Source organism: Sporosarcina sp. Y352 (assembly GCF_056786535.1).
Genome location: NZ_JBXCJE010000003.1, coordinates 278,486 through 305,340, shown reverse-complemented (window position 1 = coordinate 305,340; position 26,855 = coordinate 278,486). Strand labels below are relative to the sequence as shown.

21 protein-coding genes and 1 other annotated feature are annotated in these 26,855 nt (G+C 40.3%); of the genes, 19 read left to right on the top strand and 2 right to left on the bottom strand.

Translation table 11 applies throughout. From position 1 onward, the window contains the following. Positions 1–95 precede the first annotated feature (95 nt). From clpX to AC1TO6_RS06930, 14 genes are all read left to right on the top strand, one after another. Positions 96–1,361, top strand: coding sequence for an ATP-dependent protease ATP-binding subunit ClpX (clpX, locus tag AC1TO6_RS06995; protein ID WP_482100887.1), 1,266 nt, complete (start codon positions 96–98; stop codon positions 1,359–1,361). Between the two features lie 124 nt (positions 1,362–1,485). Then, positions 1,486–3,810 (top strand): endopeptidase La, encoded by a 2,325-nt coding sequence (lon, locus tag AC1TO6_RS06990; RefSeq protein WP_482100886.1) that lies wholly within the window; start codon positions 1,486–1,488, stop codon positions 3,808–3,810. Then, complete coding sequence (yihA, locus tag AC1TO6_RS06985) at positions 3,807–4,388, top strand: ribosome biogenesis GTP-binding protein YihA/YsxC (protein WP_482100885.1); 582 nt, start codon at positions 3,807–3,809, stop codon at positions 4,386–4,388. Before lon ends, yihA begins: the two co-directional genes overlap by 4 nt. 285 nt (positions 4,389–4,673) lie before the next feature. Continuing rightward, on the top strand, positions 4,674–6,038 hold the full coding sequence (gene hemA / locus AC1TO6_RS06980; protein ID WP_482100884.1) for a glutamyl-tRNA reductase: 1,365 nt from the start codon (positions 4,674–4,676) through the stop codon (positions 6,036–6,038). Between the two features lie 89 nt (positions 6,039–6,127). Further along, complete coding sequence (locus AC1TO6_RS06975; RefSeq protein ID WP_482101011.1) at positions 6,128–6,958, top strand: cytochrome c biogenesis protein; 831 nt, start codon at positions 6,128–6,130, stop codon at positions 6,956–6,958. 62 nt (positions 6,959–7,020) lie between these two features. Then, positions 7,021–7,950: a hydroxymethylbilane synthase gene (hemC, locus tag AC1TO6_RS06970; RefSeq protein ID WP_482100883.1), complete on the top strand. Its 930-nt coding sequence runs from the start codon at positions 7,021–7,023 to the stop codon at positions 7,948–7,950. After that, a complete protein-coding gene (locus AC1TO6_RS06965) occupies positions 7,943–8,701 on the top strand; it encodes a uroporphyrinogen-III synthase (protein WP_482100882.1) in 759 nt (252 codons plus the stop codon). The genes hemC and AC1TO6_RS06965 overlap by 8 nt, the downstream gene beginning before the upstream one ends. Before the next feature lie 2 nt (positions 8,702–8,703). Continuing rightward, positions 8,704–9,684, top strand: coding sequence for a porphobilinogen synthase (gene hemB, locus AC1TO6_RS06960; RefSeq protein ID WP_482100881.1), 981 nt, complete (start codon positions 8,704–8,706; stop codon positions 9,682–9,684). After that, complete coding sequence (gene hemL, locus AC1TO6_RS06955) at positions 9,685–10,977, top strand: glutamate-1-semialdehyde 2,1-aminomutase (protein WP_482100880.1); 1,293 nt, start codon at positions 9,685–9,687, stop codon at positions 10,975–10,977. Between the two features lie 789 nt (positions 10,978–11,766). Further along, positions 11,767–12,348: a hypothetical protein gene (locus AC1TO6_RS06950; protein ID WP_482100879.1), complete on the top strand. Its 582-nt coding sequence runs from the start codon at positions 11,767–11,769 to the stop codon at positions 12,346–12,348. Between the two features lie 226 nt (positions 12,349–12,574). Next, positions 12,575–12,850 (top strand) — a binding site (T-box leader). 73 nt (positions 12,851–12,923) lie between these two features. After that, on the top strand, positions 12,924–15,569 hold the full coding sequence (locus tag AC1TO6_RS06945; protein ID WP_482100878.1) for a valine--tRNA ligase: 2,646 nt from the start codon (positions 12,924–12,926) through the stop codon (positions 15,567–15,569). 241 nt (positions 15,570–15,810) lie between these two features. Further along, positions 15,811–16,239 (top strand): PulJ/GspJ family protein, encoded by a 429-nt coding sequence (locus AC1TO6_RS06940; protein ID WP_482100877.1) that lies wholly within the window; start codon positions 15,811–15,813, stop codon positions 16,237–16,239. A 28-nt stretch (positions 16,240–16,267) separates the two neighbouring features. Beyond that, a complete protein-coding gene (locus AC1TO6_RS06935) occupies positions 16,268–16,717 on the top strand; it encodes a PilW family protein (RefSeq protein ID WP_482100876.1) in 450 nt (149 codons plus the stop codon). Between the two features lie 16 nt (positions 16,718–16,733). Then, entirely contained in the window at positions 16,734–17,951 is a 1,218-nt protein-coding gene (locus AC1TO6_RS06930) for a hypothetical protein (protein WP_482100875.1), read from the top strand. 181 nt (positions 17,952–18,132) lie between these two features. On the opposite strand, the gene AC1TO6_RS06925 is transcribed toward AC1TO6_RS06930, so the two are convergent. Both AC1TO6_RS06925 and AC1TO6_RS06920 read right to left on the bottom strand, forming a co-directional pair. Continuing rightward, positions 18,133–18,930 carry an ATP-grasp domain-containing protein gene (locus AC1TO6_RS06925; RefSeq protein ID WP_482100874.1) on the bottom strand — a complete coding sequence of 266 codons (798 nt, stop codon included), beginning with the start codon at positions 18,928–18,930 and terminating at the stop codon, positions 18,133–18,135. Next, on the bottom strand, positions 18,927–19,793 hold the full coding sequence (locus AC1TO6_RS06920; RefSeq protein WP_482100873.1) for an ATP-grasp domain-containing protein: 867 nt from the start codon (positions 19,791–19,793) through the stop codon (positions 18,927–18,929). The genes AC1TO6_RS06925 and AC1TO6_RS06920 overlap by 4 nt, the downstream gene beginning before the upstream one ends. A 61-nt stretch (positions 19,794–19,854) precedes the next feature. Here AC1TO6_RS06920 and AC1TO6_RS06915 point away from each other — a divergent pair, with 61 nt between their 5' ends. The 5 genes from AC1TO6_RS06915 (at position 19,855) to AC1TO6_RS06895 (ending at position 26,853) form a co-directional block, all read left to right on the top strand. Further along, positions 19,855–21,060: a bifunctional folylpolyglutamate synthase/dihydrofolate synthase gene (locus AC1TO6_RS06915; RefSeq protein WP_482100872.1), complete on the top strand. Its 1,206-nt coding sequence runs from the start codon at positions 19,855–19,857 to the stop codon at positions 21,058–21,060. Between the two features lie 116 nt (positions 21,061–21,176). Next, positions 21,177–22,880, top strand: a complete 1,704-nt coding sequence (locus AC1TO6_RS06910) for a sensor domain-containing diguanylate cyclase (RefSeq protein ID WP_482100871.1) — start codon at positions 21,177–21,179, stop codon at positions 22,878–22,880. A gap of 24 nt (positions 22,881–22,904) precedes the next feature. Continuing rightward, on the top strand, positions 22,905–24,620 hold the full coding sequence (locus AC1TO6_RS06905; protein ID WP_482100870.1) for a sensor domain-containing diguanylate cyclase: 1,716 nt from the start codon (positions 22,905–22,907) through the stop codon (positions 24,618–24,620). A gap of 411 nt (positions 24,621–25,031) precedes the next feature. Then, the gene (locus AC1TO6_RS06900) at positions 25,032–25,499 is read left to right on the top strand and encodes a hypothetical protein (RefSeq protein ID WP_482100869.1); all 468 of its coding nucleotides are present in this window, start codon (positions 25,032–25,034) and stop codon (positions 25,497–25,499) included. Further along, positions 25,489–26,853: a VanW family protein gene (locus AC1TO6_RS06895; RefSeq protein WP_482100868.1), complete on the top strand. Its 1,365-nt coding sequence runs from the start codon at positions 25,489–25,491 to the stop codon at positions 26,851–26,853. Before AC1TO6_RS06900 ends, AC1TO6_RS06895 begins: the two co-directional genes overlap by 11 nt. Positions 26,854–26,855: the final 2 nt, after the last annotated feature.

The following is a 26,855-nucleotide window of genomic DNA, read 5'->3' as shown; positions in this document are numbered from 1 at the left end:
AAAGACATAATAAAATGTGTAAAGCGATGAATTCTAATTAGTTGATAAAAACCTGGGAATCTTGTAAGATTGTCACTTAAATAGGGGTGAGATTAGTGTTCAAATTTAACGATGAAAAAGATAACTTAAACTGTTCTTTTTGCGGGAAATCCCAGGAGCAGGTTCGTAAGCTAGTCGCAGGTCAAGGCGTCTATATTTGTGATGAATGTGTTGAACTTTGTGCTGAAATTGTAGAAGAGGAAGTCGGTCTTGAAGAAGGATTTGAACTTAAAGACGTTCCGAAACCAAAAGAAATACAAAGTATCCTCGATGAATACCTGATTGGACAGGATCGCGCGAAAAAATCACTTTCGGTAGCTGTCTATAACCACTATAAACGTGTTAACTCGAACAGTAAGATTGATGATGTCGAGTTATCGAAATCTAATATTGTACTCATCGGACCAACGGGTAGTGGTAAAACATTACTCGCTCAAACCCTTGCAAGAATCCTTGACGTACCTTTTGCTATTGCAGATGCTACATCATTGACTGAAGCAGGATATGTCGGGGAAGATGTAGAAAATATTTTGCTGAAGTTAATTCAGGCAGCAGATTATGATGTTGATCGTGCGGAAAAAGGAATCATCTATATTGATGAAATCGATAAAGTCGCTCGTAAATCTGAAAATGCATCTATAACACGTGATGTTTCAGGTGAAGGTGTTCAACAAGCACTACTTAAAATTCTTGAAGGAACTGTAGCGAGTGTTCCGCCACAAGGTGGACGTAAACATCCTCATCAAGAATTCATTCAAATCGATACAACGAATATCCTCTTTATTGTCGGTGGAGCATTCGATGGAATCGAAGAAATCATCAAACGTCGTATCGGTCAAAAAGTAATTGGATTCGGTGCTGAACCCAACACAATTATTGAAGAGGAATCGTATCTTGCTAAACTGATACCTGAAGATCTTCAGCGTTTCGGTCTAATTCCAGAATTTGTTGGTCGTTTGCCTGTTCTTGCAAGTCTTGAACAGTTGAGTGAAGATACGCTTTATCAGATATTGACTCTTCCGAAAAATGCAATCGTAAAACAATATCAAAAAATGTTCGAACTGGATGATGTTGCACTTCGTTTCGAGGATGATGCCTTGCTTGAAATTGCAAAAGAGGCCATTACACGAAAAACAGGTGCCCGTGGTCTGCGTTCAATCATTGAAAATATCATGCTCGATGTAATGTATGAACTGCCTTCACTTGAAGAAGTGAAAGAGTGCATCATTACTAAAGAATCCGTGTTGGGACAATCAAATCCGATTCTCTTAACGGAAGATGGTACCCGGGTTATTCTGGATAATGAGAAAGACTCGGCGTAACGCCTGAAGGATGCAGCTGACTCCGACGAAGCGCGTGAATATGCGCTTATCGGATGTCAGCTTTTTTTCAATGTTTTACTGAACATAAAGTAGGATATACATAATTATCGGAGGTGACTACCCTATGTCGACAGATAAATTAAATAACATACCGCTTTTACCGCTTCGAGGGTTGCTTGTTTACCCTACGATGATTTTACATATTGATGTTGGAAGAGAACGCTCCGTATTCGCAATTGAACATGCAATTGCCAAAGACAATCTAATCTTCCTTGCGACACAAAAAGATATTAGCATTGAAAATCCAGAGCCCGAAGATTTATATAAGATAGGTACATTGGCGTCGGTAAAATCGCTGACTCAGTTACCAAATGGAACATATCGCATACTGATTGAGGGTATTGAACGTGCAGAATGGTCTAACTATGAAGAAGCAGACCTTTATCCTGTTGTTGAAGTAATCGGGTTCCCGGATGATGAGACAATAGATGCGGAATCAGAAGCATTAATGAGAACCCTGCTTACATATTTTGAGAAGTATTCGAAAATTTCGAAAAAAGTAACGGAAGAAACATATGATTCTGTAGCATCAATTATTGAACCGGGAAGACTTGCAGATACGGTTGCCTCTCATTTGCCACTCAAGCTTGCGGCAAAACAGGAAGTTCTAGAAACGACAAATATCAATAAACGTCTAGAATGGCTTACGAGCAGGCTATATAACGAGCAGGAAGTGCTCAATCTTGAAAAGAAAATAAATGAACGTGTAAGGGAAGCAATGGAACGGACGCAAAAAGAATTCTATCTACGCGAACAGATGAAGGCTATCCAGACTGAACTTGGCGATAAAGATGGAAAAGGGCTGGAAGTTGCAGACTTAACAAGTCGTATTGAAAAAGCCGGTATGACAGAAGTGGTCAAAGAAGCGGCATTGCGTGAACTGGATAGATACGAAAAGATTCCTTCTGCTGCAGCTGAAAGTGGTATTATACGGAATTATATTGAGTGGCTTGTAACATTGCCTTGGACTGATGCTTCAAAAGATCAGCTTGATATTAACCGATCTGAAGAAATCCTTAATCGTGATCATGATGGTCTTGAAAATGTAAAAGAACGTATACTGGAATATTTGGCGGTACGTCAGTTGACCAATTCATTAAGAGGTCCAATTCTTTGTCTTGAAGGTCCACCAGGAGTTGGGAAAACATCTCTTGCCAGATCCATAGCTGAATCTCTTGGTAGAAAATTTGTTCGTATTTCACTTGGTGGAGTACGTGACGAATCAGAAATAAGAGGACATAGGCGGACATATGTAGGTGCTATGCCGGGACGGATTATCCAGGCAATGAAAAAGTCCGGAAAGATTAATCCGGTGTTCCTGCTAGATGAAATCGATAAAATGTCGAATGATTTCCGTGGTGATCCATCTTCTGCTATGTTGGAAGTACTTGATCCGGAACAGAATGACAAATTCAGTGATCATTATATTGAAGAACCTTATAACTTATCAAATGTGCTATTCATTGCGACAGCGAACGATTTAAGTGCGATTCCAGGACCACTCCGAGACCGTATGGAAATTATCTCAATTGCAGGTTATACTGAAATTGAGAAACGTTCGATTGCTAAAAATCATCTAATTCCAAAGCAGTTAAAAGAACACGGATTGACCAAATCCCAAGTTCGCATCAGTGATCCGGCAATCCAGGACATTGTGAGATACTATACGCGTGAAGCGGGTGTGCGTGGACTAGAGCGTCAAATTGCAGGCATTTGCCGTAAAGCAGCGAAATTGATAGTTACAGGTGAGAAAAAAAGCATCACGGTTAGCCCAAAAACGCTTGAATCACTCATAGGTAAAAAGAAACACAGGTATGGTCAGGCGGAAACGGTCAATCAAATCGGCGTTGCGACAGGGCTTGCTTATACCCAAGTTGGAGGAGATACTTTGCAGATTGAGGTTTCTTTATCCCCCGGAGCAGGGAAGTTAATCTTGACGGGTAAACTTGGGGACGTAATGAAAGAATCTGCACAAACTGCACTGTCTTATGTACGTTCAAAAACAGTGGAGTTCGGAATTGATCCGGAATTTCACAAAAAATGTGATATTCATATCCATGTTCCTGAAGGGGCCATTCCAAAAGACGGTCCATCTGCTGGTGTGACCATTGCAACAGCGTTAGTTTCCGCATTGACAAAACGTCCAGTTCGCCGTGAAGTTGGCATGACTGGTGAAATAACATTACGAGGCAGAGTGTTGCCAATTGGTGGATTAAAAGAAAAAACATTAAGTGCCCATCGAGCTGGCTTGACAACAATTATCTTGCCAATTGAAAATGAGCGCGACATCGAAGATATTCCGGAAAGCGTCCGGAAGGAAATGACATTCAAGCTCGTTTCTGACGCAGAAGAGGTCCTCGAAATTGCATTGGAGGAGACTTCCAAATGAAAGTCCATAACGTAGAAATGATTATGAGTGCCGTACGACCAGATCAATACCCGTCAGAAGGATATCCAGAATTTGCGCTAGCAGGACGTTCCAATGTCGGGAAATCTTCTTTTATCAACAAGATGATTGGAAGAAAGAGTCTTGCTCGAACTTCTTCGAAACCGGGTAAGACACAAACATTAAACTTTTATAAAATTGAAGAGCAACTATTTTTTGTCGATGTCCCGGGATATGGCTATGCAAAAGTATCAAAGTCATCTCGTGAAACATGGGGGAAATTTATTCAACAATATATGACAGAACGGGAACCTCTCCGTGCTGTTGTCCTAATTGTTGATTTGCGTCACGCGCCAAGTGCCGAAGATTGTAATATGTATGATTTCCTCGTGGATAACAATATGCCAGCAATCATCATTGCGACGAAGGCGGACAAGATACCAAAAGGGAAATGGGAAAAACATAAAAAAGTAGTTCGTGAAACACTTGCTATGCGTCCATATGATGCTTTGATTGTCTTTTCATCTGAAAAGGGAATTGGCATGGAAGAAGCATGGAAAGAAATTGAGAGTAGAATGTAATTATATAAATAGTAATCTGGAGACGAGTTGAAATCGTTTTCCGGATTATTTATTTTGTACGAATAGGTATGCTTCGGATTATGAGTGGCATTGTACAAAGGATATGTATATTGCACATTGATTGCTTGTCATTTCAAAGGCTGTTAGTATTAGTTTGTAATCATTATAAATAGGTTCATTAAACCGCTGGTATTCATACGTTGTTCACAATTTTAAACAGAAAAAGGGACAACCGTATGGTATAATAGAAAGCGTGAAATAGAACGTGAAAGGTGTGAACACCTGATGCATACAATCATAATTGGTGTCAATCACCGGACAGCACCTGTTGAAATAAGGGAAAAGCTATCTTTTATTGAAGCAGAACTGCCACAGGCGATGCAAACACTGCAACAGCAAAAGAGTATATTAGAAAATATAATTATATCCACATGTAACCGTACTGAAATATACGCAGTTGTCGATCAGTTACATACAGGTCGTTATTATGTGAAGAATTTCCTGGCTGAATGGTTCGATATTCCACTTGAAACATTCTCGTCGCACCTGGTCATCATGGAAAATGACGGGGCAGTTGAGCATTTAATGCGTGTTTCGGCAGGCATAGATTCCATGGTTCTTGGCGAGACACAAATATTAGGCCAAGTACGGGATAGTTTCCTCATGGGCCAAACAACGGGAACGACGGGTACTGTTTTCAATGAACTATTTAAGCAAGCAGTTACACTTGCTAAAAAAGCGCATACTGACACCGCAATTGGTGATAATGCAGTGTCGGTATCCTATGCAGCTGTAGAACTTGGTAAGAAAATTTTTGGCACATTGGATCAGAAGCATGTAGCCATTCTTGGTGCAGGTGAGATGGGCGAACTCGCTTTAAAGAACTTGCATGGTAGTGGTGCAAGCAAAGTGACAGTTGTCAATAGAACACTTTCAAAAGCAGAACTACTTGCCGATAAATTCGGTGGAGTTGCAAAATCGATGGCAGAGCTTCAATGCACCTTACTTGAAGCGGATGTACTGATTAGTTCAACTGGCGCAAGTGACTTCGTAATCGACTTGGAACTCATGCAATTAGTAGTACGGTTGCGTAAAGGAAGACCGATATTTATGGTTGATATTGCTGTTCCGCGCGATTTAGATCCGCGTATCGGTGATCTACCGAATGTCTTTCTTTATGATATCGATGATTTACAAGGTATTGTCGAGGCGAATCTTGCAGAAAGAAAGCATGCAGCTGAGGAAATCGGTTTAATGATTGAACGAGAAATTGTCGTTTTCAAAGAATGGGTTGCTACACTTGGAGTTGTCCCTGTCATTTCGGCACTTCGTCAAAAAGCACATATTATTCAAACAGAAACGATGGCGAGCATTGAAAACAAGATGCCCAATTTGACGGAACGCGAAAAGAAAGTGTTGAACAAACATACGAAATCGATTGTCAATCAGTTATTGAAAGATCCAATTTTACAGGTGAAAGAATTATCTATGGATCCGAAATCGAACGAAAAGTTAGAGCTATTCCAGCAAATTTTCGGTATCGGTGAGGATGTAGTGAAGGAGAAAGAAATGCTTGCAAGACAAGCAGTAGAACGGTTAAAAGTCAGAGCGGAAAGAAATGCGATGGCACAACCGAATTTGACATTTTGAGCATTTGTCAAAGGGGCGTTTCCGCATCAGTGTGATACACTATAGATGCGGAAACGCCCTTATTGGTTCGGAAAGGCAGAGAAGTGATCATGGCAGATATGATGATGACGAGGCTGCATGAAGTAATGGTTGTCCTTTACGCGGTTAGCCTCGTTTTTTATTTTATAGATTATTTAAATAAGGATACCTTTGCACATCGATGCGCTTTTTGGATTTTATCCGTTGTCTATTTTCTGCAAAGTTTTTTCCTAGTGATGTATATTATCGAAATGAAAAGATTTCCGGTACTGACTCTCTTTGAAGGCATCTTTTTTTACGCATGGCTTTTGATTACATTATCGATTGTCCTGCACCTATTTTACAAAGTGAGTCACGCTGTGTTTTTCTTGAATGTCATCGGTTTTATATTCATGACGATTCATACGTTTGCACCTGTACAAATTGAACAATCAGCGATAGGGGAAGCACTCATTTCTGAACTTCTTATTATCCATATAACCTTTGCAATTTTATCGTATGCCGCATTTGCAATGTCTTTTGTTTTTTCGATTCTCTATCTCCTTGTCTATAAGGTTTTAAAAGAAAAGAAATGGACGAAACAATTTGGCAGGCTACCGTCCCTTCATCAAGCAGAGATAGGAATGAAAGCCGCTCTTTACACGGGAATACCAATTCTTTTTGTTAGCCTAGTTCTAGGCATGCAGTGGGCGACTGTTGCCCTAGACACGTGGTCCGTATTCGATATAAAAATATTGGGTTCATTTTTCTTGCTTGCCATTTATGGTTCTGTATTATTCTTGAAGCGGAGTGGCAAGCTTACAGGAAATGACTTCGCGTGGGCAAATGTATTTGCGTTTCTCTTTGTTATTATTAATTTTTTCCTAGCGAGCAAATTATCTGAATTCCATTCCTGGATTTAAATATTGATCCCTTAATGGATTTTAATAGTGAATTATTCATTTGAAAGGTTGGTTTTATGAAAATGAGAAAAATAATTGTAGGTTCAAGAAGAAGTAAACTTGCTTTAACACAGACAAACTGGTTCATTGAACAAATGAGAGCAGCTGGTGCACCATTTGAGTTTGAAGTGAAAGAAATCGTTACGAAAGGCGATCAAATCCTTGACGTCATGTTGTCTAAAGTCGGTGGGAAAGGTCTTTTCGTCAAAGAAATTGAGCAAGCATTGTATGATAAAGAAATCGATTTTGCAGTACATAGTATGAAAGACATGCCGGCAGTTTTACCGGAAGGACTTGTTATCGGCTGTATCCCTCCGCGAGAAGATGCACGTGATGCCTTCATTTCAAAAAATCATGTGAAATTCATGGACTTGCCGGTAGGAGCGATTGTTGGAACATCTAGTTTACGTAGAAGTTCACAGTTGCTTTTACTACGTCCCGACCTGGATATTCAATGGATTCGTGGCAATATCGACACACGTTTGAAAAAAATGGTTGACGGCGAATACGACGCGATTCTTCTAGCAGCCGCTGGAATGAAACGGATGGGGTGGAGTGAAGATATCACCACGGAATATATGTCTGTTGAGGATTGTATTCCTGCAGTAGGGCAGGGAGCACTTGCAATTGAATGCCGTATTGATGATGAAGAACTACTAGCCGAACTTGCCAAACTAACTGATGAGAAAACGTGGAAAGAAGTAGAAGCAGAGCGTACTTTCCTTACTGAAATGGATGGCTCATGCCAAGTTCCGATTGCAGGTTTTGCGCAATACAATGGCAGTGAGGTTGAACTGACTGGTTATATTGCTTCTCCCGACGCTATACAAGTATTCAAAAGTACATTTACGAGTAAAGATCCTATTGAAGCTGGCAAGGAAGTTGCAAAAACTTTACGTGCTGAAGGAGCTTCTGAGGTGATTGAGAAAGTGAAGGCGGATATGGATGCGTAACGGTAAACCACTGTTAGCTGAAACAGTCGTCTTCACAGGAACGCCGAAATCAGAAGATGTATTCGAACTGGTGAAGCTCTATGGAGGTACGCCAGTTTCATTGCCGCTCATTCAAGTGGCAGAGTTGGTGGAACAGACAGATGAGCTCCGTTTGAATGCATGTCCGACTTACGACTGGTTGATATTCACCAGTCAAAGTGCGGTTACGGCTTTTGGAGCCAAGCTCATTCGACACAATTTTTCACCAGAAGCAATTCCAGCTAAAATAGCGGCTGTCGGTATCCGTACTGCTGATGCACTCAGGAAAATTGGCTTTACGGTCGATTTCATCCCAACGGTTTTCAGTGCGGATACATTCGTTAAGGAATTTAATCCTGTTGAAACAGATATTCGACGCATCTTATTTCTCCGTGGATCGATTGCTGGAGTGACCATCAAAGAAGAATTGCCTTTTGAAGTGGATGAATGGACTGTTTATACAACAGAGCGTGCAAATGATTCCATTGATTCACTTGTTGCTTTGTTGCAGAAAAAACAGCAATTGAACGTGTTGTTCGCAAGTCCTTCGGCAGTGGCAGTTTTTGCGGAAGAAGTTGTGCCGCGTACAGGCTGGAATGGCTATACAATCGGCGCTATCGGTCATGTGACGGAGAGTGCGCTAGTAGAAGTTGGCGCACCTGTCCATGTTAGGCCAGATACATACACACTTAAAGATCTCGTTGAGAAATTGGCGGGGCGAAAGGAAGGGTAATTATGGATACATTACAATTCAGACGCAACAGACGTCTTCGTGCATCGAGCACATTACGGTCAATGGTAAAGGAAACTGTTCTGAAGAAAGAGGATTTCATTTATCCGATTTTTGTTATCGACGGTGAGGATATCAATAATCCGATTGCTTCAATGCCGGGTGTTTTCCAGAAATCACTTGACCACTTTGCAATTGAACTCGATGAAGTCGTCTCACTAGGTATTCCTTCAATTATTTTGTTCGGTATCCCAGCAACGAAAGACGATGTGGGCTCAGAAGCTTATTCCGCTGAAGGAATTGTTCAAAAAGCAATCCGTCTTGCGAAAGAACGTTATCCTGACCTTGTCGTTATCGCAGATACGTGTCTTTGCGAGTTTACTGACCATGGTCACTGTGGTGTGGTTGAAGGAGAGAAAGTATTGAACGATCCTTCTCTAGATTTATTGGCGCGGACAGCTGTAAGCCAAGCAGAAGCTGGTGCTGATATTATCGCCCCCTCAAATATGATGGACGGTTTTGTTGTGGCAATACGCCGAGGGCTTGACGCAGCTGGTTTTTCAGAAATACCGATCATGTCCTATGCGGTGAAATATTCTTCCGCTTATTACGGTCCGTTCCGTGATGCAGCAGATTCTACACCGCAGTTTGGTGACCGTAAAACGTATCAAATGGATCCCGCAAATCGAATGGAAGCATTACGTGAAGCGGAATCAGATGTATTGGAAGGTGCCGATTTCCTCATTGTCAAACCGGCATTGTCTTATCTTGATATCGTACGCGACGTAAAAAACACCTTTTTATTGCCAATTGTGGCTTACAATGTAAGTGGCGAGTACGCAATGGTAAAGGCTGCTGCTCAAAATGGCTGGATTGACGAAAAACAGATTGTTTTAGAAACGTTAACGAGTATGAAGCGTGCAGGTGCGGATATTATTATGACGTACCATGCGAAAGATGCTGCGCGCTGGCTGGAGGAGAAATAAATGGGTAGAAATTATGAGAAGTCAAAACAAGCATTTGAAGAAGCAGTAAATCTAATGCCGGGCGGAGTTAACTCACCTGTCCGTGCTTTCAAATCCGTCAATATGGATCCTATTTTCATGGAAAGTGGAAAAGGCGCAATCATTACGGATATCGATGGCAATGACTACATTGACTATGTCTTGTCTTGGGGTCCTCTTATTCATGGTCACTCTGACAGTGACGTCGTCGATGGTATCAAGCGTGTAGCGGAAACTGGAGCTAGCTTCGGTGCCCCAACATTAGCCGAGAATGAGCTTGCGAAACTAGTTATCGAGCGCGTTCCATCTATCGAGATGATTCGTATGGTTTCATCAGGTACAGAGGCCACAATGAGTGCATTGCGTTTAGCGCGTGGCTACACAGGACGTAATAAAATTTTGAAATTCGAAGGTTGCTACCATGGCCACGCCGATTCACTGCTCATTAAAGCGGGTTCAGGTGTTGCGACACTGGGTCTTCCAGATAGCCCAGGCGTTCCAGAGTCGGTTGCTAAAAACACGATTACTGTGCCATATAATGATCTTGAAAGCATTAAAGTCGCGATTGCAGAATTCGGCGACGATCTAGCTGCAATCATTGTGGAACCCGTCGCAGGTAATATGGGCGTTGTTCCTCCTGAACCAGGCTTCCTTGAAGGATTGCGTGAACTGACTGAACAAAACGGCACACTTCTTATATTCGATGAAGTCATGACAGGCTTCCGTGTCGGTTACAATTGTGCACAAGGGTATTTCGGTGTTACACCTGATATCACATGTCTTGGAAAAGTAATTGGCGGTGGGTTACCTGTAGGTGCGTATGGTGGAAAACGTGAAATTCTAGAAAATATGGCTCCCGCGGGGACGATTTACCAAGCAGGCACTTTATCAGGAAATCCGCTTGCAATGACTGCCGGTATTGAAACGTTGAAAAAACTGACACCCGAATCATATGATCATTTCATGAAACTAGGCGATCAGCTGGAGGCCGGTTTCCGTGCCGCAGCAGAAAAATACAATATTCCACACACAGTGAACCGTGCTGGATCAATGATTGGCTTTTTCTTCACAAATGAAAAAGTGTCTGACTATGACAAAGCGAAAACATCCGATCTTGCATTATTCGCTGATTATTATCGCTTAATGGCGGAAGAAGGCATCTTCCTACCGCCATCCCAGTTTGAAGGCATGTTCCTATCGACTGCCCATACCGAAGAGCATATCGCGAAAACGGTTGAAGCATTCCATACTGTATTTGCCAAACTGAAGCAATAAGAAGTATTTTATTTTACTACGTCTGATGATTAACTAAAATAACCAGTAAATAACTTGATCAAACACTAGGTACTACTTGTATCTGTACTTTTGGTTCGCTTTGAATTGAACTAGTTCTATACGCTTATCGAGAGGTCTAAGTAAGTAGGGGATGCGACAAAGTCGCATCCCCTACTTACTTTTTCGGTAATCATATGGAGTTTGTTCATCCGTCGCTCTCCAAAGATACAGAAACAAGAAGTGCCGAAGCTTTTTGGGACGAAAGAATAGCTTGCTTCTCACATGGAGAGAAGCGGCCAAAGATACAATTTTGGCCGCTCATGCCCTCTACTATCAAGTGTCACTTTTTATAGTGCAAAGTAGAGAATACAATGTACAAGGTGCTAGAGTGCCCGAAATTGCATCTTCGGGCACTTACAAACTCTATAGAATGCCATCTATTCTTTTTTTTAGAGCAACTGCATTTTTCGCTTGAATATTGTAGGGACGCGACAGGCGTTTAATCACAACAAGATAACCGAAAAGGGTATGGCTAGAAGTGACGGAGTCACTTCTAGCCATACTTGCCCCTCGGTAAAAGTGTCGTGATTAATTCGCCGAAAGCGGGCCGGAAATAGTCCGGTGAAAATGGTGGTTTTCAAGCCCTTCTTTCCAGTGTTTTATAAATTAAATAAAAATCCCCTGACTTGTTAAATGGTCAGGGGATTTTTCGTTCACTCAATATATTCTTCTATCAAGACGCTGTCGCGCATACAATTGTTTGTGAAGGAATAGAAGGAGGGAACGTATATGGAGATAAAACAGTGGCCAATGCAGGAAGACTTTTACTTCCCTGAACATGCGGGCATACCTACAGGGGGTCAATCTGTCACAGTAACTCCAAGATATACCGAAGAAAGAACGGAAGATGCAGTCCGGTTGACAGGCATTTACCACATTGCGGCGAATGTTGAATTTGATGATGGGGTCCTGCGTTCAGCAGAACTCGATGATTCGTATATTCTCATTGATGATGTTGAGTTGGATGGCAAAGAGGGTTACTTTGAATACGCAGTCCCACTCAATATTGATTTACCTCCCGAAACAGAGAGCACGTTGAACGTAGTAACGACCCAAGCGACGGGCAAATCTGACGGACAAGGTACTTACGGTATTGTCTGGCATGTGGAGTGTTCGTACACAAAAGCGGTCGCGCAAGTGGAGGAGCCTGAAGTGGAAGTAAATGTAGTAGTGGCAACTCCGATCGCAACAATAGAAAGCACTTCATTCACAGAGGCGGACGAAGTGCTCTCATTCATTATGGAACTAACAGATGGGATATCGACGACTGTATTCCGTTCAAATGATGTTTTTGTAAAGAGCGAAAGCTAATCCACAGAGAAGACACAACAGTAGAAAATCACCGGTTGTTGGAACGAGTAATAATCGTATCAATTGAAAAACACAAAGTGGGATAATAATTCCTTTGCAGTAAAATCGGGTTTTCCGAAGCCAAGGCGGTAGAAGATAAGGGTTATATGACCTTCGCATAACACAATCCTTTCGTAATTTACTTGACGTTTCATAAGCAGTTCCGTTACAATTATGATAATTGTATAGAGATGCGATGATTGGGATAGTACGTGAATTGATTGGACTAAAGAGAGGGTTCCGGTGGTGAAAGGGCCTGTCGATTATTTGCTGAATGTAACCCGTGAGCAGTTTCCGTGAATTAGCTGTTTTCAGCATGAAAATCAGCAACATTAGGTTTTTAGCATGAAAACAGCTAACAGTAGCGGAAGCCGGTTTGAAGCCGTTATCGAAGTTTGAGGTGCACTGTACTTTTGTGTGCACGAATAAAGGTGGTACCGCGAACAGCTCCTTCGTCCTTTAAGGCGATAGGAGTTTTTTTGTGTCCAGTTTTATGCACCAACTACTTTTCTTTTTAAAAATAAGGAGGAACCAACATGACAAATGAAAACACGTCGATGCCGACGAAATACGATCCGAAGACCATTGAAGCAGGTCGCCATGACTGGTGGCTAAAAGGTAAATATTTTGAAGCACAACCTAAGAGCGATAAAAAACCTTACACAATCGTTATTCCACCGCCGAATGTTACAGGTAAGCTACACCTTGGCCACGCATGGGATACAACGCTACAAGACATATTGACACGCATGAAGCGGATGCAAGGTTATGATGCTCTATGGCTTCCGGGAATGGACCATGCTGGCATTGCAACACAAGCACGCGTTGAAGCAAAACTTCGTGAAGAGGGAACGACACGCTATGATTTAGGGCGTGAGAAATTTCTTGAAGAAACATGGAAATGGAAAGACGAATATGCAGGACATATCCGTGAACAATGGGCAAAACTTGGTTTGGGGCTTGATTATACACGTGAACGATTTACCTTGGATGAAGGACTTTCGAAAGCGGTACAGGAAGTTTTCGTTAAACTCTACAACAAAGGGTTAATTTACCGCGGTGAATATATTATAAACTGGGATCCCGCTACGAAAACGGCTATATCTGATATCGAAGTCATCCACAAAGACATTCAGGGTGCTTTCTATCATATGCGTTACCCATTGGCAGACGGAACGGGCAGTATAGAAATTGCAACAACTCGACCTGAAACAATGCTTGGAGATACTGCGGTTGCAGTTCATCCTGAAGATGAGCGTTATAAACATTTAATCGGTAAAACGGTTAAACTGCCGATTGTCGGTCGCGAAATTCCAATTATTGCAGATGATTACGTGGATATGGAATTCGGAAGTGGCGCGGTTAAAATTACACCTGCACATGACCCGAATGACTTTGAAATCGGTAACCGACACAATCTCCCACGTGTTCTTGTGATGCATGAAGATGGTTCGATGAATAAGCTTGCCGGCAAATATGAAGGAATGGATCGCTTCGAATGTCGTAAAGAAATCGTCAAAGACTTGCAGGAGATGGGTGTTCTATTTAACATTGAAGAACATAATCATTCTGTCGGTCATTCCGAGCGTAGTGGTGCAGTCGTTGAACCGTATTTATCGACACAATGGTTCGTTAAAATGCAGCCACTTTCTGATGAAGCGATCAAGCTACAAGATACGGAAGGCAAAGTAAACTTTGTACCGGACCGTTTCGAAAAAACGTATTTAACATGGATGGAAAATGTCCATGACTGGTGTATTTCCCGTCAATTATGGTGGGGTCACCGCATTCCAGCTTGGTACCACAACGAAACTGGCGAAATATATGTCGGTCAAGAAGCGCCGGCTGACAGTGAAAACTGGAGTCAGGACAATGATGTACTCGATACATGGTTCTCATCTGCGCTTTGGCCGTTCTCAACAATGGGCTGGCCGGATCTCGACAACGAAGAATTTAAACGTTATTACCCAACAGATGCACTTGTAACAGGCTACGACATCATTTTCTTCTGGGTATCACGGATGATTTTCCAAGGAATCGAGTTCACAGAACAGCGACCATTTAAAGATGTCTTAATTCACGGGCTCGTTCGGGCTGAAGATGGCCGTAAAATGTCTAAATCTCTTGGCAACGGCGTTGACCCGATGGATGTTATCGACAAATACGGTGCGGATGCACTGCGCTACTTCTTATCAACAGGTTCTTCACCAGGACAGGATCTACGCTACTCAACTGAAAAAGTTGAATCCGTCTGGAACTTTGCCAATAAAATTTGGAATGCATCCCGTTTCGCACTCATGAATATGGATGGCATGACATACGATGAAATTGATTTAACGGGTGAAAAATCTGTAGCGGACGCATGGATTTTAACACGGTTGAATGAAACAATCGACCAAGTGACGAAGTTAGCAGACCGCTATGAGTTCGGTGAAGTCGGCCGCGCACTCTATAACTTCATCTGGGATGATTTCTGTGACTGGTACATCGAAATGGCGAAACTGCCATTATACGGTGAAGACGAAACAGCGAAGAAAATGACGCGCTCGATTCTTGCCTATGTGCTCGATAACACGATGCGTTTGTTACATCCGTTCATGCCTTTCATCACAGAAGAAATTTGGCAGAACCTACCCCATGAAGGTGAATCAATTACAATCGCCGCATGGCCGGTTGCGGATGAAGCTCTAACTGATAAAGTGCGTGCAACGGATATGAAACTGTTGATGGACATTATCCGTGCTGTACGTAATATCCGTGCAGAAGTAAACACGCCACTCAGCAAAAAGGTTCCACTCTATATTTCAGCTAAAGACGATGCAACTGTAGCCGTGTTAGAAGCAAACCGTAGCTACATCGAACGCTTCTGTAACCCTGAGACATTGACAATCGGAAACGGCATCACAGCGCCAGGTAAATCGATGTCAGCGGTAGTAACAGGAGCAGAACTGTTCTTGCCACTTGAAGGGTTGCTCAACATCGACGAAGAACTTGCGCGTCTAACAAAAGAGCTTGCGAAATGGCAAAGCGAAGTAAAACGCGTCCAAGGCAAACTCTCCAACGAACGTTTCATGTCCAAAGCGCCTGAAGCGGTTGTTGAGGAAGAGAGAGCTAAAGAAAGTGACTATCTAGAAAAATACGCGGCAGTTGAACGTCGTATGCAGGAATTGAAGGAAATCTGATTAAATAAAAAACACCACGTTGTGATTTTGCAATGAGGTGTTTTTGGGCTGTGAGTAGATTGTTAACTCATTTTTAGTAGATTAAAGAATTCTTCAATTCACAATTAATTAAAGTACAACTTTTCCAATTGAATATGAATATGGTAATATAGAATCAAGAATATATTGAATAGTAGTAGTTTTGTATAGAGTGTAGGAGGAATGAACCTATATTATCATTCTTTTAAAAATGGAGGCAGCCATGAAAAAATATATGCATAATGAAAAAGGGCTGACACTGGTGGAAATACTTGCGGCGCTTGTTATTCTTGGTATTGTGTTCATTGGATTTATGAGTGTCTTTCCCCAAATGACATTGTTTAATGAGAAAACGGAGAAGAAACTTGAAACAATGAATTTGGCGAAAAAGGAACTTGTTGAATTACAGATGACTACCAATAAGTTATTGGATATATCACCCTCCCTTCAGAATGGTCTATACAAGAGATATATTTATTATCAAGATGACTACCAATTTGAGGTTGACTATTTTGAGACTCCGGATTTGTTAAAGGATACAAGAGTTAATGATTCAAAAGCATTATATAAAATCCATATAAAAGTGAAGGATAAGAATGAAATCAAGGGCGGTCCTGTCATTAGTGAGATATACGGTTATCTGAAAAAATAATTGGTTACAATGAATCGAGGGATTCGAATTGAAGAAAATTGGTGAGAGAGGAATCACACTCGTTGAATTATTAGCAACAATAGTTCTGGCCTTTATAGTAATGATTTTGATTTGGAATACAATCTTAATTAGTTTGAAATATAATTTAGCGGAAACCAAAAAACTGCGTTTGCAGCAAGAGGCAAATTATATTATTACCGAAATTCAACGGATACATAGACAATGTGATAGGTATGAATTAACAATTTCGGAAAATGAAGTATCCATGAAAAACTGTGTAGGTGAAAATGCAATCCCAAACGAAATTGTAAGTAATATTTATCATTACATAGCGTTGCCTGAATATAAAGGAGATGTGGTTGAGGCGAAGCTATATGATTCTAGCATTGACTTAAAACTTACTGTCCAAGACATTCAAAAACAGAAACTAAAAGTTGAGGTACAAACAACGATTTCCCGTTATGTGAACACTAAATGAAAAAAGGGGAATATATATGAAAACCCATAAAAATGAACAAGGTTACGCACTGGTAATTGTTCTGCTTTTAGTTGTAATCATCATGATCATGAGTACCGTCTTTATGCGGGGGACAATTAGTAATATGAAACAAGAGCAGATAGTAGATAAAGGTAATCTTGCTATTGTCGTTGCTGAGATGGGGATGGATTACTACCTTCAAAAAATCTGGAATGCTGAAAGAGTAGTTTTTGAAAAGATAAAGAAAGAGACAGAACCTAAATTGAATTCATATATTGTGTGTTCAAAAACACCAGAGTGTAAACAACTAAAGTCGATTAGTGAGATAAATAGTGAGGCGAAATTAAAGTATATAATCGATGTAGGTAATGAAATTTCAAGTATTAAAAATAATGCTACCAAAAGAGACGATATTGATATAAATGATAAATCAATCACTTATGAGCTTATGGAATTGAAAATCAAAAATGAAGTCGAAAACAAAAATAACAAAACAAAAGTTGATATTAATTTGCAAATTAGAGGGACATCCTCCTCAGAAATAAAAAAATATTTGATAGCAAATGCCATTTTAACTCTTGATGACTTTATTCTACAAGACCAATCTACTCCTAAAGGGCAGATAAAAAATTCGAAAGAAATATATGACTATTTTTTGAACGAAAAAGATTTTACAAAGAATATTATTCCTTGTAATCCAAAGGGTAAATGTATAACTGGTAATTATTATACTAATGGGTTAATTAATACAAAAAATCCTAATCAGCTTATCGGTCTAATTTGGATTCATGATGGAATGTTGAATGCCGGAATCAATATGAACAATATGGATTCTATACTAATTGTGAAATCTTTGGAAGTAGAAAATAATATGAATAATTTAGATGGAAAATTAATTTTAATAGGGGGAAATGACAAGTCTGGTAATATTGTCAGTACAATTGAGATAGGATTTAAATCAAGGGGCAAGGTATGTATAAATATTGATGGTTATCCAAGGGGCGATATCGAAAAAATTAAATTTAATGACATTAATAGAGATAAAGTTTTATTTTATTCAAGTGCAACCAACCCAGTTTGGCCTACAAATGCAACGGTTAGTCAAAGGCGTTCAGGTTCCCTTGCGAATTTTGTGAATACATGCAGCGGACTGAATATTAAGGAGAGTTCTCCTGCAAATGATCCTTATATTACCCCATACTTTTTCGGGAGTTCGGCTGATGTGAATTACTAATTGAACTAAATAAATGTGCCTGTATAGCACACTATTCAGTAAAAAGTAGCCAATCGAAAAAACTCGAAGTCGGTCCAAATCTCATTTATGCATGAATAAATTAAAGGTACCAGGTTATGAAGCGATTTTGAATTGTTTCATAATCTGTGGTACCTTTTTACTACCTGTACCTCTTCGCTAGCTATACACTAGAAATCGACTCCCCGATATATTTCATCAATTCCCTAGCCACCGAAAAATCATGCGTCACATACAACGACCTCGCCCCGACAGGATCCTCAATCTCATTCAACATCCATCTACCATCTGGCAACAACAAAAAATCAATCCCTACATAATCACTTTTTATGGCGGTTGCAATCGTTACCGCATCTTTTTCCTGCCAACTGGATAGTGTATATTTTTCAACTGAACCACCAAGCGTATAGTTCGATTTAAATGATTCGTTTCCAGTCCGCTTTACAGCACCGACCACTTCTTTGCCAATCATAAATACCCGTACATCTCGCGCTCCGGATTCGATAAATGGTTGTACAATTAGTTTACGGTAAGGGAACTGACGGAAAAACGATTCGGCATCAGCTTCTGACGTACAAAGAAATACTTCATTACCTCCATGTCCATCAACCGTTTTCAACACACATGGATACGTACCGATTTCATTAATATATCGAATCCTTAACGTTGGGACTGAAGGTATTCCGAGCAGAGTAGCTAGTTCAAATGTCTGTAATTTATCGTTCGCAATTCGGTTCACTGCTGCGCGGTTGAACAACCGGAAACCTGCTGCTTCGAACTTTGTGGCCAGCTCGGTATTACGATCTCGAAAAAGGATGAATTTTGCATCGGCATCAGGTTGTTCATCTCCGATTAGTAAGAGAAGTTCGATTCCGATTTTTTTCGACTCATTCATTAAATCATCAATGAACGCATGGTTCCTAACCGATTCGGCCTCTGTGTAATACACATAGCCCTTCATGCAAGCTTCCTCAATATGTACGCAATCATCGCATCTGCAACATTAATACCTGTGACGTTGTAGATATTACGTATGTGGGCGGCCGCATTCACTTCACAGACCAGCGGCTCTTCGTTGTCACCGAACAATAGGTCAACACCTGCAAACTCCGCTCCGACTGCGTGGGCAGCTTGTAACGCTAACGTTTTTTGTTGGTCTGTTAGCTCGATGACTGTTGCAACACCGCCGTTTGTAATATTCGCCCGGAAATCAGTTTCGGAATGGCGGTACATGGCTGCGACAATCTCACCGCCAACAATATTCACGCGAATATCTCGTCCTCTGCTGTTTGCGATGAACTGCTGAAATATATAGTCGATGCCACGCAATTCATCTGTCTTGTCATAAAACTGCTCCTCCGTTTCAATCAAATACACCTTCATGCCAAATGAACCATGGCCTTCTTTAATAATCATCGGTAAGCCAAGCGTTTTCAACACTTGTTCATAGTAACCTGAATCTATGATTGTGAAATTTGGATATACTTTTGGTGCAATAATCGTCACTGGCATTGGAACACCTTGTTTCGATAGTTTAAGGTATTGTTTCGCTTTGTTATCGCACGTTTCAATAACGTCCGGATCATTAAAAACAGGAATCCCAGCGTATTTGAGAAACGTTGCGAGCAGAATATCTTTATCCAAAAAAACAACAAAATCCGGCCGATTGGCCAGATTTGTATCTAAATTCATCATCACTTCATAATTCTTCTTAATTTCAGTACTTACACCCGCGCGTTTAGCCGCTTCTTTCAGCAGTTCGGCCTGATCTATAAATTTTTCACTTGTCAAACTACCATTATAAATTACCCAACAACTTAACATTATGTACCTCCGGAAATGATATACTTTTTCTATCTAGATTCTAACATACGGAGGGATAGTTTTGATTCCAAAGATGAATGTATATAAAAATCGATGGGCAATTGACAGCGAAGATTCTATTAAACCTGGATTAATGGCGATGCAAGATGCGCTTGCAAAAATGGGGAATCCAGAAAAACAATTACAAATCATTCATGTAGCGGGTACGAATGGCAAGGGTTCGACGATTGCTTTTATGGAAGCAATTTTAAGGGAACATGGTTTGTCGGTGGGTGTGTTTTCATCGCCTGCGATTATCGATCTACATGATCAAATACGAATGAATGGTAAATCGATTTCTGAAGAAGAACTGGATATATCATTTCGCGCAATGAAAAAAGCGGGATTAAGCGGACTTTTGACTGACTTTGAATTACTTACTGTCGCTGCATTTGTCACATTTAGTCGATTATCACCTGATTATATTCTGCTAGAAACGGGGATGGGGGGCTTACTAGACAGTACGAATGTTGTGACGCCACGTGTTTCTGTCATTACATCTATTGCGCTCGATCATACTGCATTTCTAGGGGTGACTCTTGCGGAAGTAGCAAGCCATAAAGGCGGCATTATTAAAGAAGGTGTTCCAGTTGTACTAGGGCCTTTGCCTGATGAAGCGTTAAACGTAGTACAAGATATCTCGAAAAAGGTAGGAAGTCCTTCATTCTATTATGGAAAACAGTTTGCGATGGATCAAGATAAATTTAGTGGGATCAATAGATTTCAATTGGCTGGGCGGAAGATGAAAGGAGCACATCAAGGCGTCAATGCGGCAGTTGCGATTGAATCACTGTTAGTTGCGGGTATTTCACTTACGGAGAAATTGGTGGCTAAAGCGGTTGCTACAGCTCAACTTGCATACAGGTTTCAAGAAGTGGCGCCTGGTGTATTCATGGATGGTGCGCATAACCCAGCTGCCGCAAAAGTTCTAGCGGATACGATTCGCTCTGAATTTCCGGGAGAAAAAGTAGATTTTGTCATCGGAATGCTAAAAGGCAAAGATATCGAGAAAACGCTTGATGAGCTAATTCCTGTGGCGGCCTCTTTCACATTCCTGACTTACCCCCATCCGCAGGCGGCAACCGGTGAAGAGTTAATGGAATATTGCCATCACAAAGTTAAAAAGGTGACAAATAGCTATAGTGATACTATAATACCATTATCGAGAAACAGTGAGAAGCTAATAGTCACAGGGTCGCTTTATTTGATAACAAGCCTAATGAACTAGTTTTTGAATTTGACATTGCATTCAACTTGGACGGTAGTGACGAATGTGAAAAAATGTTAATAATTTAATTTGATTCTTTCTTTTCTAACTAATTGACTGTAGGGGTGTGTACTGTAATGAAGGTTATTAATAGTTCCACCATACGTTATTTCATTCTTTGGTTAGTTATCGTTCCACCGGGCTTGGTCTATATTTTATGGAATTACCCGCTAAACCAGGTAGATTGGTCAATTGTAGCAACGTTCACTGTCCTGGGATTTTTCACGGTATATTATCCGGTTTTGAGAAATGGTACCCCTGTATTCCTAGTTATGTGGGTGACGGTGCCTGCGTTCTTAATGTATGGACTCTTTGTCGAAATAATCCTTATGCAAATTTCAATCATAGCAATTATCCTTACATTACCTAGTAAATTGCCTTTGATGCAGCGTTTTTATTTTAATTCGGTTCTCTTTTTTATTTTATCGATCATTGCGTCCTCGGTGTTTCACTTCTTTGGTGGGAAGATAGGTTCTGTTGAGTTTTGGCCAATTATTTTGGCTGTCTTCGTCTATCAATTAGTACACACAATCGTTAACGATATCTTGCTTAAAATATTTGCGACATACAAAAGAATTAATTCACCGTTCTTTTCAAAAGATATATGGTTCAATTACGCTTTAATTCTGGTCATACTTCCATTGTCGCTTACGTTATATTATTTATTGCAGTTGGTCGGAATGGGTGCATTCGTCCTACTGGCAGTACCCTTTTTCTTTATAACGCTCGTGATTCGTCTTTATAGTAATTCCGAAAAAGTCAACAGTAATTTACAACAAGTGGGAGATATCGGTCACGGATTATCGGACTTAGTAACGGAAAAAGACGTCATTGACCAGTTCGTTAGGAAAGTTTCTGACATGTTTGATGCGGATCAGGTGTATCTTTTTGATAATAAAGAAGGTTGGCTTGAACTGATCCGTTCCTACGAAAATAATAAGTTTGTTTCGATTGATTTTGAACTATTATCCTCGGGACAAGGGATTGCTGGGTCGGTTCTCCAGCGTAACAAGGCTGTTATCTATTCGCAGCGGAAGGAATGGGAAACAATTTCGAAAGACTATGTTCCTGATGATATGCAAAGTGTTCTCTGTGTCCCTATTTCACGGAATCAGGTAATTGAAGCTGTATTACTATTATCTTCAGAGAAAAAATCTTCATTTAATGAATATCAACTAAATATTCTCGACTTACTCTGTTCTTATTTTACTGTTTCAGTGGAGAAAGTACGGTATTTGCAAGAAGCGCTCTCAAAGAGTGAACGTTGTGCGCTCACCAAGCTTTATAATTACAGATATTTAGAAGATAGGTTAGGCTATGAAATGGACAGGTTAAATGGACAGGAAATAGATGACCTTTCAGTAGTTATGCTCGATATCGATCACTTTAAAAAAGTGAATGATACGTATGGACATCAGAGCGGTAATGACATTCTAACGATGTTGGCCAGAAAACTAGAGGACTCGCTACCCGCAGGTGGGACTGTAGGACGCTACGGGGGAGAGGAATTCGTTTTCATTTTACCTGGCATGAAGAAAGCGGAAGCGGTCGAATTCGCAGAAAATCTGCGTACTGCAATTGGTGGCTATGAATTTACGATTATCCAGGACTTAGCCGAAGATAAGAAGCCAATGAACGTCAATATCACATCCAGTATCGGTGTTTCCTCTGCCCCAGTAGATACAGACGACGCAATGACGCTGTTACGAAATGCTGACCGCGCACTTTATTTGGGGGCGAAGCATGCAGGTCGTAATCGAGTTGCGGAATATGTGAAATGAGTAGATTGAGGAGGATTAAGCAGAATGACGATAACAAAAAAGCATTATTCTATAATATTTATTCTTTGGTTAATCGTTGTTCCATTAGGCTTTTTCCTTGCACGCAATTTTTTTGATTCAAATGAAGTCAACTGGTTGAATCTGTTGATATTATTCGTACTATTAGTAATAACAATGATGGTACCTTTGAAGTTGAATAAAATGTCAGTTTCATTGGAGCGGTGGATTACATTCACTGTTTTTTTCCAATACGGTGTATTTGCGGAATTATTATTTACGCAAATCGCGATGATTCTACTACTTTTCACTAGAAAGTCAGATTTACCTCCTATTTATCGATTTCTCGTGAATTCGTTGATCTTTACACCTGTTTCATTATTAAGCGCAACGATTTTTCATTATGCGGGAGGCATAATTGGTTCGCTGGATTTCATGATTATTTGTTTCTTGGGGCTTTTATATGCTGTGAGTTATTCAGTTTTGAATAGCATAATTATGCAAGTGTATTTAGCTTTTGAAACCGGAACGTTTTCAATTATAGAAAAGTATATTGCATGGGATTTTGTTTCAACAATGCTGGTACTCCCTTTTAGTATTGGACTATACTTTTTAAGTGACCATTTTGGAAATAAAGCTGTTCTCCTGATTGGCGTCCCTTTTATTCTCGTTTTATTTATAGCAAAAAAGTACAATCAATCCGATAACTTGAATGATAAACTTTCTTCAGCAAGTATCATCGGTCACGAACTAGCCGACCAGCTTATTTTCGAAGATGTTATCAGGACGTTCATCAGCAAACTGAAAGATATTGTTCCGTATGAAAGTGCATATGTCATTGATTTTAGAGCAGGCAAACAGCTAATAACACTGATGGGATCTGAAAATGGCCTTATTTCAAAAAATGTTTATGAGCTTGAATTTAAACCTGAAAAGTCGGATGATGATGGGTTGGAACTGGATAACCCAAAAATTTACTCCACTAAAAAGGAAGCAATGGTACTTAAACACTTCAAGTTTTCAAAAAATGTAGAAAGTGTTATGACTGCTCCAATCAAACGGCAAATGAAGACGGAAGGATTTCTGATCTTAACGTCAAAAAAGAAAAATATGTTCCAAGCACTTGAAATGAAAATTATTGATGTGTTAACGGGCTATTTTGCAATCTCGTTAGTCAAAGCACGTTATTATGAGAAAACAATCGAGCAAAGCGAACGTTGCGGATTAACCAAATTGTATAACTACCGCTACCTGGAAGAAAAGTTGGACGAAGAGATGATACGTTTCCACATTGGGGAAAGTAGTACATTGTCCTTGATCATGTTGGATATCGATCATTTCAAATCTATCAATGATACATATGGTCATCAGTGTGGGAATGACCTGCTTATTGCGCTTGCGGATTTGCTTAAATCCTATGTAACTGAAGGGGTTACCCTAGCGCGTTTCGGCGGTGAAGAATTCGTTTTTGCACTTCCGAATTTCAACAAAAATGAGACAATTGAGCTTGCGGAAAGGATTCGAAATGAAGTGGAGCTGTCCGTGTTTCGGATCATTCCTGATTTGTTGGAAAAACGTGAACCAATTGATGTACAAATGACAGTTAGCCTCGGCGTTGCCTCTGTACCGGAAGATTCGGGGGATGCAAAAGAACTTCTGCGTCATGCGGATCGAGCACTTTATATTGGAGGCAAGCAGGCTGGTAGGAATAAGGTTGGGGTTTACGGTAGGGTAAAGATTTAAATCATAGAATACTAAATGTGATAATTAATAGAGAGAAGAAGCAGAAATGCTTCTTCTTTTATTTTTACGGTCTTTTTTCCTGTCTGGATGATTTTTTCGTGACAAATCATGTCGAGTCTATGATAATAGTAGTATAGTAATCATTAAATGAGAGAATAGTCGGTTTTTTTAATCAATTGAATCGATTTCATAATTGCTTATTTAAAGGAAGACCCTAACATTAACGGAATTTCTTAATCTATCATTCGTTTGTTCCGTTGATTGTAACGGAAGGCGGTGACTCCAGAGGAAACGGCCAGGAAGAGAAAGAAGTTGACTCTTTCCAGGCGGAAAGCGTCCGCCTGAAGTGTACATCAACCTTCTTCAAATTTAAAAAGAGACATGAATTAGTAATGAGTTAGGAGAGAACTAATGGTAAAGTATATCATTCTACTTATAGGTGCACTAATTGTCTTTCCTGTATTAATTTATATCGTTCGGCGGAAAAGTCTAGGCAATTGGATCATTCCTAGCACTTTTGCTGGATTATTAATATCAATAATTGGCCTCATCATGCAAGAGACATTCAATCCGCTTTATGTGTTGCTTGTAATGTTTGGACTTGCGTTTGCACTATCCGTTTTGTTGGACAAGCGATCTAAGCAGGATGGAGTAGTTAAATTAAAGCGACTATCAGTAAAAGATAAATTACCCGTACCTGTGGAATCGTACAGAGGCGGTGGGGATAATGAAACGGCTGCCTCATTGGACGAGGAAGATGTATTTACCATTCAACCAATTGAGGATGATTTAAGCCGTTGGGTGACAATGAACCGGGCAGAGAGTGAGACTCGGAATAGTGAAATTCACGATAGAAAGGAGGGTTCTGGTGGGGAATAAAGGGTTTTTAAATACGTTTATCGTAGTCATAGCAGCGACGCTCATTTTTTATGGATTTTCTTCTATTGGTGCGCTCGCAATTACCAATACCTCTTCAAAAAACTTTGGTGATCAAACCTATATTGGACCTTTCGATGTTTCGAGACAAAAAGAAAAGTCTGTCAGAGAAGAGCTGTTAGCCGATTATGCTGCACTTCAAGAAGAATTTGCGGTCAATTTGACTTATCAGGATGTCACTATAGAACTGCCACAAGAAGTGGTAGTATTTGATATAGAAAAAACGATTCAACAATCGAGTTCTGGTAAAGAGAACCCGATTATTGCGACCGTATCGGTTGAAGGATTAGAGACGGTGCTTAGACAACAATTTACAGCTATTAACTTTACGAATGATACTATCCAGTCAATCGCAACAGGTATTGAACGAGAACTTGGGACAGGCATTATGCCGCTGACTGTTCATATTACGGATTACTCCGATTTTACGGAAACTGAAGTAGCAACAGCTTCTATGTCTGCTTTAGAGCAATCGACTTCTTTCAGAAATCTAATGGCTGCACTGAACGGCATAGAAATCGCACCTTTTTCTACCTTTTCTTTACTCGATTTTATTCAAACGAATGAAACAGGACCCGTTTCGGATGAGGAATTATCTACACTAGCAACTGCACTTTATATGACGATTTTACAAACGAATTTTGTAGTAGATGAACGGAATATCAGTACAATATTTCCGTCATCTACAGACCCGGGTTTCGAAGCAGCCATTAACAAGCAACTTGGTTTGAATTTTATATTCACGAATCCAAATAAAACAACTTTTACCCTTGCGATTACATCCGCTAGCGACACGATTCATTCATCCATTACAGGCATGCCTTTCAGTTATTCTTATCAGCCGTATATTGGAAATAGTGAATCGTATGAGCCGAAAACAGTTAAGCAGTACAGTGCTTTTGTACCGAGCGGGGCAATCCGAATAGCGGATGAAGGTCAAAAAGGGATGGAAGTGAACGTCCATCGAACCATTTCATATGAAGGAGTAGTACTCGTGGATGAGGAAATTACATCTGACTTTTATGCGCCGCTGCCTAAAATTGAAATCCATCCATTAATAAAAGAGACAACACAGTCTTCGGGAACTGGCAACCAAGATTCAGAGGATGGAACTACTAATGGTGGAACAGTTGATTCGCAAGGGAATCTTGTCCCATCTACTCCTTCTACTACGCAAGATTCCGAGGAACAATCAAAATCTCCGTCCCATCTAGAATCGAAGCAAGAACAGGACGAGAGTGATAGTCAAACGGATACTGACGTTCAGTATGATAAAGGTGGAAATATCATTAAATAAGC

Bases quoted from the DNA above. Each gene is read 5' to 3' on its own strand.
- AC1TO6_RS06950 (WP_482100879.1), top strand. From the start codon at position 11,767: ATGGAGATAAAACAGTGGCCAATGCAGGAAGACTTTTACTTCCCTGAA.
- AC1TO6_RS06940 (WP_482100877.1), top strand. From the start codon at position 15,811: ATGAAAAAATATATGCATAATGAAAAAGGGCTGACACTGGTGGAAATA.
- AC1TO6_RS06920 (WP_482100873.1), bottom strand. From the start codon at position 19,793: ATGTTAAGTTGTTGGGTAATTTATAATGGTAGTTTGACAAGTGAAAAA.
- hemC (WP_482100883.1), top strand. From the start codon at position 7,021: ATGAGAAAAATAATTGTAGGTTCAAGAAGAAGTAAACTTGCTTTAACA.
- AC1TO6_RS06925 (WP_482100874.1), bottom strand. From the start codon at position 18,930: ATGAAGGGCTATGTGTATTACACAGAGGCCGAATCGGTTAGGAACCAT.
- yihA (WP_482100885.1), top strand. From the start codon at position 3,807: ATGAAAGTCCATAACGTAGAAATGATTATGAGTGCCGTACGACCAGAT.
- hemB (WP_482100881.1), top strand. From the start codon at position 8,704: ATGGATACATTACAATTCAGACGCAACAGACGTCTTCGTGCATCGAGC.
- AC1TO6_RS06930 (WP_482100875.1), top strand. From the start codon at position 16,734: ATGAAAACCCATAAAAATGAACAAGGTTACGCACTGGTAATTGTTCTG.
- hemL (WP_482100880.1), top strand. From the start codon at position 9,685: ATGGGTAGAAATTATGAGAAGTCAAAACAAGCATTTGAAGAAGCAGTA.
- AC1TO6_RS06975 (WP_482101011.1), top strand. From the start codon at position 6,128: ATGGCAGATATGATGATGACGAGGCTGCATGAAGTAATGGTTGTCCTT.
- AC1TO6_RS06900 (WP_482100869.1), top strand. From the start codon at position 25,032: ATGGTAAAGTATATCATTCTACTTATAGGTGCACTAATTGTCTTTCCT.
- lon (WP_482100886.1), top strand. From the start codon at position 1,486: ATGTCGACAGATAAATTAAATAACATACCGCTTTTACCGCTTCGAGGG.
- hemA (WP_482100884.1), top strand. From the start codon at position 4,674: ATGCATACAATCATAATTGGTGTCAATCACCGGACAGCACCTGTTGAA.
- AC1TO6_RS06910 (WP_482100871.1), top strand. From the start codon at position 21,177: ATGAAGGTTATTAATAGTTCCACCATACGTTATTTCATTCTTTGGTTA.
- AC1TO6_RS06965 (WP_482100882.1), top strand. From the start codon at position 7,943: ATGCGTAACGGTAAACCACTGTTAGCTGAAACAGTCGTCTTCACAGGA.
- AC1TO6_RS06905 (WP_482100870.1), top strand. From the start codon at position 22,905: ATGACGATAACAAAAAAGCATTATTCTATAATATTTATTCTTTGGTTA.
- AC1TO6_RS06945 (WP_482100878.1), top strand. From the start codon at position 12,924: ATGACAAATGAAAACACGTCGATGCCGACGAAATACGATCCGAAGACC.